At 52.4% G+C, this 1,310-nt stretch carries 1 protein-coding gene; it reads right to left on the reverse strand.

From position 1 onward, the window contains the following. On the reverse strand, positions 1 to 831 hold an 831-nt coding region (locus N1078_RS19405; protein WP_274089697.1), incomplete at its 3' end, for an integron integrase. Positions 832 to 1,310: the final 479 nt, after the last annotated feature.

The raw sequence follows: 1,310 nt of genomic DNA on the forward strand, positions 1-1,310 counted from the left end.
GCCTGAACCGCCGTGTACGGAACCGTACGCACGGTGGTGTGGGAGGACGGCGGCCGTGAGGCCGCCTCCTACCCGATCCCGCTGAATGGTTTTTTCATGCAAATGATGACGAAACGTGCCAGCACCCCGCGGGTCTTGCGAGCGATTACCTGACGGAAACACAAACTGCCAGCCCCACTCCGCAGCCGCATTGGGATACTTACGCGCCAACGCAAACGGCAGATTAACCCGACCAAACCCCTCGGCAAGATCTTGCTGATGCAACGCCATAACCGCCTCTAAATGTTCATGCAGGCTAATCACCACTGAGCGCGGCAACATGGTCACGCGATCCTTTTGGCCCTTACCGTCACGCACTAAGATCTCGCCACGGGAAAACTCTACATCCTTGACCCGCAAGCGCAGCACCTCCATCAACCCGAGCCCAGAGCCATACAACAAACTGGCAACCAAACCGTGCACACCCGATATTTCGGCCAATACCCGAGCCACTTCCTCACGCGTTAAGACCATAGGCAAGTGCGCCGGCTTCTTCGCCCGTACAACCCCCTCCAGCCAGGGCAACTCAACTTTCAACACCTCCTTGTACAGAAACAACAGCGCCGCCAACGCCTCATTCTGCGTGGCCGCCGCCACATTACGGGTCACGGCCAAGTGAGTTAGAAACGCCTCAACCTCCACCGCCCCCATCTCTACAGGATGACGATACGTGTGAAACCGTATATAACGTTTTACCCACTCGGCATAGATTTTTTCGGTGCGAATGGAATAGTTCCTGATGCGGATTTGCTGGCGGACTTGATCGAGCAGCCGAGGCTTGTCGTCTTCCATGTCGCTTTTCTCCCTGAATGATGTCGCGTTTGCCGCGACCACCTTCAAGCTAGACGTAGACTCACAAGACGACAAGGAACGTTATCCGACATGTTTTTACGACATCAAATGCGACATTCAATGTCGCCTAATAATAGTTAGGCAAACCAAGAGGGAATTTTATGACGCCTTATAGCAACCTTAGTGGACAATCAAACGTAGCTTCTTACGAGATCACGGAGGATGCAATACATGTAGTCTTCAAAGCTGGCGCTCAACGTAACTACCTGTACAACAGCATGCGTCCAGGAAAAGCTACAACTGACAATATGAAACAGCTTGCAAAGCAGGGGCGCGGTTTAAATTCTTATATCTCTCGCGTTGTAAAAAGTAACTTTGCTCGCAAGTGGTAGCCTAACAACCTATATGGACTCTCCCCACAAGTAGTGAGCAAAGTTTTCCTAACCCTGTCGTCAGCGCGGTTGCATTCGTATATCCGG

It is taken from the genome of Pseudomonas sp. MIL19 (genome assembly GCF_028680365.1).
Taxonomy (GTDB): Bacteria; Pseudomonadota; Gammaproteobacteria; order Pseudomonadales; family Pseudomonadaceae; genus Aquipseudomonas; species Aquipseudomonas spirodelae.